Source organism: Roseiarcus sp., from assembly GCF_052145395.1.
Classification (GTDB): domain Bacteria; phylum Pseudomonadota; class Alphaproteobacteria; order Rhizobiales; family Beijerinckiaceae; genus Roseiarcus.
On record NZ_JBKQOT010000593.1, the window covers coordinates 1 to 7,579 of the forward strand.

The 7,579-nt window shown below is 66.7% G+C and carries 5 protein-coding genes and 2 pseudogenes; 3 read left to right on the top strand and 4 right to left on the bottom strand.

Translation table 11 applies throughout. The annotated features are described in order from the left end of the window. Positions 1-543 precede the first annotated feature (543 nt). Positions 544-1,727: pseudogene (locus tag ACLP25_RS20440) on the top strand (polysaccharide biosynthesis/export family protein). A gap of 25 nt (positions 1,728-1,752) precedes the next feature. Here ACLP25_RS20440 and glcF read toward each other — a convergent pair. The 4 genes from glcF to ACLP25_RS20460 all read right to left on the bottom strand — a co-directional run bounded on the left by glcF (position 1,753) and on the right by ACLP25_RS20460 (position 6,331). After that, on the bottom strand, positions 1,753-3,036 hold the full coding sequence (gene glcF, locus ACLP25_RS20445) for a glycolate oxidase subunit GlcF (protein ID WP_442470993.1): 1,284 nt from the start codon (positions 3,034-3,036) through the stop codon (positions 1,753-1,755). Positions 3,037-3,041: 5 nt separating this feature from the next. After that, entirely contained in the window at positions 3,042-4,262 is a 1,221-nt protein-coding gene (locus ACLP25_RS20450) for an FAD-binding protein (RefSeq protein WP_442470990.1), read from the bottom strand. Positions 4,263-4,275: 13 nt separating this feature from the next. After that, positions 4,276-5,757, bottom strand: coding sequence for an FAD-linked oxidase C-terminal domain-containing protein (locus ACLP25_RS20455; protein WP_442470994.1), 1,482 nt, complete (start codon positions 5,755-5,757; stop codon positions 4,276-4,278). Positions 5,758-6,109: 352 nt separating this feature from the next. Next, the gene (locus tag ACLP25_RS20460) at positions 6,110-6,331 is read right to left on the bottom strand and encodes a hypothetical protein (RefSeq protein WP_442470991.1); all 222 of its coding nucleotides are present in this window, start codon (positions 6,329-6,331) and stop codon (positions 6,110-6,112) included. 576 nt (positions 6,332-6,907) lie between these two features. Here ACLP25_RS20460 and ACLP25_RS20465 point away from each other — a divergent pair. Further along, complete coding sequence (locus tag ACLP25_RS20465; protein ID WP_442470992.1) at positions 6,908-7,138, top strand: hypothetical protein; 231 nt, start codon at positions 6,908-6,910, stop codon at positions 7,136-7,138. Between the two features lie 279 nt (positions 7,139-7,417). After that, positions 7,418-7,579: pseudogene (locus tag ACLP25_RS20470) on the top strand (trans-aconitate 2-methyltransferase); the annotation flags it as partial.

Genomic DNA, 7,579 nt, shown 5'->3' on the forward strand with positions numbered 1-7,579 from the left:
CGGTTCGCCCATTAACGAGTGCTCCTGGAATACCTATAGACCATGATAGTAGACGACATGTTCTCCATCGCAAATATACTGGTGGTGGAGGTTGCTACATAATGCCGCACAAATCCAGAGAGGTCCAACTCGAAATGGCGTCAGCCGCGAACGCGCACTCCTCGGCATCGGGAACGAATGACGACCCCCTTTTGACTGAAATTCCGCCGCCATGTCAAACTGAGCGGCCGGACGCCGTCTCGAGCAAATGAAGTACCGATCGTGTATCGTGACGGAGAGATCAAGTTCAGGCGCAGGGTCCGGTTCGAAAGAATCTCTGTGATTCCGGCACCCGATTTCAAGCGCTGGGCGAGTCACTCGGCGTTGATCTTGAGAAGCTCGTCCTGCGCGGCCGACGATACCGCATCCATGTTCATGAAACAGCCGCTGACTTTGAAGGTGACATTTTGGCAACACCTTGGCGGCGACATGGCTGGCGCGTCGCCGGAACGTAGCCAGACTGAGGCCCTGTTGATAGATGTGGTTGGCTGGTTGGGGCGACGTATGCGGCTGCCGCGTAAGTTTCGTTTTTCGGGCCCGGTGGGCGCGGTTGCGCTCGCCGCCCTGGCGGGTTGCTCGTCCCTGCCTGATTCAGGCCCAAGCGCGAGCGACATCACCGCGCAGCAGGCCTTGTCCGACCAGGACCAGCGCTATCTCGTCGTCGATATCGCGCCCGCGACCGTCGAGGCGCTCAGGCGGCGAGGATACGGAAGCTTCTCCGCCGAGTTCGGCGACCGCAGGGTCTCGTCCGAACCGGTGATCGGCGTCGGCGACTCCGTAACCGTAACGATCTGGGAGGCGGCTTCGGGCGGCCTGTTCTCCGCGCCGGTGATCGCCGACAGGGTCAGCACAGGTTCGAACAGCGCGACCATTCCGGAACAGGTCGTCGGTCGGGACGGCGGCATTACCGTACCGTATGCCGGACGGGTCCGTGTCGCGGGCCGGACGACGCGGGCGGTTCAGGACCAGATCGAGCACGCGCTGGAAGGCAAGGCGATCCAGCCGCAGGTTCTGGTCAACGTCGTGAAAACCGCTGGCGATTCGGTCAGCGTCGGCGGCGAGGTCGCGGCGGGCGCGCGCGTGCCGCTGTCGGTCAAGGGCGACCGCCTGCTCGACGTTCTCGCCTCGGCCGGGGGGGTGCGCGCGCCGATCAACGAAACGTTCGTCGAATTGTCGCGCGGGTCGAGGACCTCGCGCATTCCGCTCATCACGATCGTCAACAACCCGCACGAGAACATCTACCTGCATCCCGGCGACGACCTGACTTTGGTGCGAGATCCGCAGAAGTTCATCGCCTACGGCGCGACCGGTCAGAACGCCGAGATCCCGTTCGACGCCGACGGGATCTCGCTCGCAGAAGCTCTGGCGAAATCGGGCGGCCTGCAGGACAATCGCTACGCGGCGTCTTCGTCTTCCGCTATGAACTCGAGTCGGTCGCGCGTCAGCTCGATCCGACGAGCCCGCTCGTGCGGCCGGGCCGCCTGACGCCGGTCGTCTACCGCTTGAACCTGACCGATCCGAACAGCCTGTTCCTGGAGCAGAGCTTCCGCATCGCCAATCGCGACCTCATCTACGTGTCGAATTCGCCCTCCACCGAAGTGCAGAAAGTGTTCGCGATCATCGGCGGCGGGTTCTCGACCATCGGCGCCGCGGCCAGCATCGCGACGGCGGGCGCAGCCTACAAATAAGCAAGAGACGGCGCGCGGGCGGCCGTCAGGCCGGGAGGGCCGACGGCCTCGGACCCCCGGTCGCCCAGTCGAGAAGCTCCACCGTGTGGACGACGGGGAGGGTCGACGCGCTCGCAATCTGCGTGAGGCAGCCGATATTGCCGGCGGCGACGAGATCCGGCGAAACGCTGTCGAGGTTTGCGACCTTGCGGTCGCGCAGCCGGGCCGCCAGCTCGGGCTGAAGGAGATTGTAAGTCCCGGCCGAGCCGCAGCACAAATGCCCCTCCGGCGGGTCGAGCACGATGAAACCCGCCGCCCTGAGCAGCGCTTTCGGCTCGTCGAGAACGCGCTGTCCGTGCTGCAGCGAACAGGCGCTGTGATAGGCGACCCGCCGGCCGGTCGGGTTCGACGGCGCCTGAAGGCCGATCTCGCTCATCAGCTCGGCGACGTCGCGCGCCAGCGCCGAAACTGAGGCCGCCAGCGCCGAAAGTTCAGAATCGCTGCGGAACATGAAGCCGTAGTCCTTCACCATCGTGCCGCAGCCGGAGGCGTTGACCACGATCGCATCGAGCCCCCCGCGCTCGATCTCCTGCGCCCAAGCAAGGATATTGGCGCGGGCGAAAGCTCGTGCATCCTGCCCGAGATGGTGGGTCAGCGCGCCGCAGCATCCGGCGCCGGCCGCGACGACGACGTCGCAACCGTGGCGGGTGAGAAGCCTGATCGTCGCTTCGTTGATCGAGGGGGCCAGGACCTGCTGCGCGCAACCACTGAGCAGCGCGACGCGCCGTTTGCGCGTCCCCACGCTGGGGAAAACCTGCGGCCGATCGAAGCGTGACGGCTTCGGCAGCGCCGTGGGCACAAGCGCAAGCGCGGCCCGCATCCGCGCCGACAGGAGCCGCGCGAACGGCTTCGCTATACGAGAAGCCCGCATCGCCGCCCGGAAGAGGCCCGGCCGCGGCAGCACGATCCCGAATGTGCGCCACATCGCGCGGTCGAACCAAGGCCGTTCGAAAGTCGCCTCGACGCGATGGCGTGCGTGATCGACGAGGTGCATGTAGTTCACGCCCGAGGGGCAGGTGGACATGCACGACAGGCACGACAGGCAACGATCGAGGTGCTTGACGACCTCCGGCGTCGGCGGCTGGTCGTTCTCGAGCAGGTCCTTGATCAAATAGATGCGGCCTCGCGGGCTGTCGAGTTCGTCGCCGAGCAGAACATAGGTCGGACATGTGGCGGTGCAGAAGCCGCAGTGCACGCAGGCGCGCAGGATCTTCTCCGACGCGCTCGTTTCGGGATCGGCGAGCTGGGCTGCGGTGAAGGTCGTCTGCATCGCCGTCACCAGCCCTCTTGCATGCGCCCGGGATTGAGGATGTGGCGGGGATCGAAGCCGCTCTTCACCCGCGCGCTGAGCCTGGCGACCGCGCTCTCCAAAGGCTCGAACACCGGTGTCGAGCCGCGCACAGCCTCTGGCGCCGCGATCAGCGTCGCGTGCCCTCCGGCGCTCTTCATCGCGGGCCTGACGACCGATGCGGCCCCGTCGGCGCCGGCCTCGCCTTCGTCGAGGCACAGCCAGACGAGGCCGCCGCCCCAGTCGAACACGACTTCAGCCGACCGCAGCGCCGTCAGGCACGCCTGCGCGAGCGAGGCGGCTCGGCTCGGCGTCGGGCAGAGCCGCCAGACGATCCGGGCGCCCGGCGCGAGGAGTGGCCGGACCGAGCCCAACTCCGCCCAGAAGACTTCGGTTTCCCAGTCGTCGAGCCGAGCGCCGCGGCCGAGCAGCGCTTCGAGGGCGTCGGCGCGATAGGCGACCGACGGCCGGGGACCCTCGAGCCGCAGCAAGGTGGCCGCTGCGAGACCCACCGAAACGCCGCCGACGCGGGATCGTCGCGCCGCGGCGGCGGGCAGATGCGCGGCGCCCGAAACCTCGAAGGGTGAGTTCAACGCCTGGGCAAGCATAGGAATCGCAACCTCGTCGGCGAGGCCGTGTAGAACCAGGGTGCAAGACGTCTCCGGCTTGGGCGTCACTTTGACGGTGACTTCGGTCAGCGCCGACAACGTACCGTAGGCGCCGGCCTGGAGCTTCGCCAGGTCGTAGCCGGTGACGTTCTTGACCACCTTGCCGCCGGCCTTCCAGGTCTCGCCAAATCCGTTTACGGCGGAAAAGCCGAGGAGGTAGTCCCGCGCCGATCCGGCGCGCACCCGGCGGGATCCGGCGAGGTTGCACGCGATGGCGCCGCCGAGCGTCGGCTCGCCCGAACTGCCGAGCAGCGATCGCCAGTCCGGCGGCTCGAACGCCAGCATCTGCCCCTTGGCGGCAAGCGCGGCGGCGATCGTGGCGAGCGGCTCGCCCGGCCCGGCGGTCAGCACCAGCTCGGCGGGCTCGTAGGCGACGATGCCCGCGAGCCGCGACAGGTCGAGGACGTGCTCTGGCTTCACGGGACGGCCGAGCGCGCGCTTCGTGCCCCCCGCGACGATCTCGAGCGAGCGCCCCTCCGCCGCGGCCCAGGCGACGATCTCCGCGGTCTCCCGCGCGTCAGACGGCTGCAGGGTCGACATCGACTCGCTCCGGTCAGAAACGCGGAAGATCGGGAAAGCGGAGCTGGCCGGCATGGACATGCATGCGGCCGAGCTCCGCGCAGCGGCAGAGCTGCGGGAACACTTTTCCCGGGTTGAGAAGGCTCTCCGAGTCGAAGGCGCATTTCAGGCGCTGCTGCTGGTTGAGGTCGAGCTCGGTGAACATGGTCCCCATGAGATCGCGCTTCTCGACTCCAACGCCGTGCTCGCCCGTCAGCACGCCGCCCACCTCGACGCAGAGCCGCAAAATGTCGGCGCCGAACGCTTCCGCCCTGTCCAGCTCTCCGGGCCGGTTGGCGTCGTAGAGGACCAGCGGATGCAGGTTGCCGTCGCCAGCGTGAAAAACGTTGGCGCAGCGTAGCCCATGCTCGCCCTCCATCTGCTGGATGCGGCGCAGCACACGGCCGATCTCCCGTCGCGGAATCGTGCCGTCCATGCAGTAGTAGTCCGGCGAGATCCGCCCGACCGCGGGGAACGCCGCCTTCCGTCCCGCCCAGAACAAGAGCCGCTCCTCTTCCGACCGGCTCGACCGGCAGCTCGTGGCGCCGTTCTGCAGCGCAATCGCCTCGACCTCGGCGACGAGGTGATCGACCTCCGCCTCGCAGCCGTCGAGCTCGACGATCATCAGGGCCGCGGCGTCGAGCGGATAACGGGCGTGGACGAAGGCCTCGGCCGCCTCAACGGCAAGCCGGTCCATGATCTCCATGCCCCCGGGGATGATCCCGGCGCCGATCACCCCGGCGACGCAATCGCCGGCGCTCTCCACCGAGGAGAAGCCGATCAGAAGCGCCCGCGCCCCAAGCGGCTTCGGCAGGATGCGCACGGTGACCTCGGTCACCACGCCGAGCATGCCTTCCGACCCGACGGTCACGCCGAGCAGGTCGAAGCCGGATGCGTCGAAGTGCTTCCCTCCGAGACGCAGGATCTCACCGTCGATTGTCACGAGCTCGATCCCAATCACATTGTTGGTCGTCAGGCCGTATTTCAGGCAATGCACACCGCCGGAATTCTCGGCGACATTGCCGCCGATGGTGCAGGCGATCTGGCTCGACGGATCGGGCGCGTAATAGAGCCCCAGCCCCTGCACGGCGTGGGTGATGCCCAGATTGGTGACTCCGGGCTGAGCAACCACGCAGCGGTTGGCGACGTCGATCTCGAGGATGCGGTTGAACTTGCCCATGCCCAGGAGGACTCCGTCGGCGAGCGGCAGGGCGCCTCCCGACAGCGACGTCCCGGCGCCGCGCGGGACGACCTTGACGCCGTTCGCGGCGCAGTAGCGAAGAACCTCGACGACCTGCCCGGTCGTGTCCGGAAGCACGGCGACCATCGGCGGCTGACGATAGGCGGTGAGCCCGTCACACTCGAAGGCGCGCAATTCGCTGGCCTTGTCGATCACGCCCTCGCCCGGGACGATCCGCCTCAAAGCTGCGACGATCTCCGCGCGCCGCGCGAGCACCGCGCGGTCCGGTTCCGGCATCGTGATCACAAGGCGCCTCCGACGGCGGGGAATCTGGCTGCCCCGAACGGCAGCCTCGCCGACAGCGCCGACTTGAGCGCGCCTTCGGTCCGCCTGCAAGGGACGTCCGCCGAAAATCTGTGTGGCGACCCTGCTCCTACAACGGATTCCGCCGATCGGCGGATCGCTTAGGATGAGATTGCATCAGAAAATCGCCCGATGCGGCTAAACGCATGGGCCGGCGATATACCGCACAGTCGCGCCCGAGGGCCCATCCTGCCGAGGCGTTCGGCATCCTAAAGGATGCCGAAGCCGATGGTTGGACCGCGATACCTCATCGGGCTATGGCGACGGTCGAAGCTTTGTGGCCCGGTCATCGATGGGCGGGCGCCGAAACCGCGACCGACGCGCGCGGAGAGGGGCGGGCGGCTGATTGTTCCCTCACTGGGCCGACGATGCTGACAAGATAGAACAGCAACCACACCATGATTGCCGTCATCAGGATGCCCACGACAGACGCCAGGCTGCGATCATCGGCCAGATATGCGCGGTAGAACGCCGCGTGCTTCTCGATTCCGTTCATGGCGGTCACCATTGGAGTACGTCCCTATGATTCAAAACGGTTCGTCCTCTGTGGGCGATGCCCTCCAAACATGCTGTGGTTAACCATGGACCAGGGCCAGCCGCTGTGACGGCCGTCACACGACAAACCTACGCTCTGGAATAGTGCGTCCTATGGCTTGTGTCGCAATTGGCGCGCGCTTTGCGTGTGGCGGAAGCATGATCGCGACCGTTCTTTTCGACATGAACGACGTGCTGTTCCGGTACGACCGGCGTGTGTGCGCCGCACGTCTCGCCGCCCTTTGCCGCCTCTCCCAAACCGAGGTCGAGGCAGCGATCTGGGGATCGGGCTACGAGGATTCCGGCGACCGGGGCCAGATGGACGCCGACGCCTATCTGGCGGGCTTCGGCGAGCGCCTCGGCCGAAATCTAACGGCCAACGAATGGGCGGAAGCCTTGCGCGCCGCGGTGACGCCGATGCCGGATACGTTGGCGCTCGCCGCCGCCCTGGCGGAGCGCGCGCAGGTCGCCGTCCTCACGAACAACAACCTCCTGGTCAAACGCGCCTTGGACGTCGTTTTTCCCGAGTTGTGTCCGATCTTCGGGGCGAATGTCTTCGTATCAGCCGAATTCGGGGTCCGCAAGCCCGAACCCGAGGCCTTCCGAGGCCTACCTCGGATGCCTCGCGCGGCTTGCCGCCGTCCCCGAGGCGACGCTTTTCGTCGACGACAGCGCCCGCAATGTCGCCGGTGCCGAACGGGCGGGCCTCGCGGTCCATCTTTTTCGCGACTGCGATGGGCTCACTGCTGCGCTGGCCGCGGCCGGCCTGCCGGCGGAATGAACAGACGACCCAGTTGGGTCGCGCCAAGATTAGTTGACTATTTTAGTCAACTAATCTAATTCGGAGGGCCCGGCGGCCGGCCGGGACGAGGAATGACTGAAGAAATGCCTTTTCCGGTTCCGATCGGGACGCCTTCCTGGAGCGACTGGAACCCCAGCCTCTATATGAAGTTCGTGGACGAGCGGACGCGCGCCGCGCGACCTGCTCGCGCGCGTTCCGCTCGACTCGGCCAGCCTCGTCTATGACCTCGGGTGCGGACCGGGCAATAGTTCAGAGCTTCTGGCACGCCGCTTTCCGGAGGCGGATCTGACCGGCGTGGACACTTCGGACGCGATGCTCGCACATGCCCGCCTGCGAGCCCCCAAGGCGACATTCGTCCGGCTCAGCATCGCCGACTGGACGCCCGACGCGCCGCCAAACCTCATCTTCAGCAATGCGGCG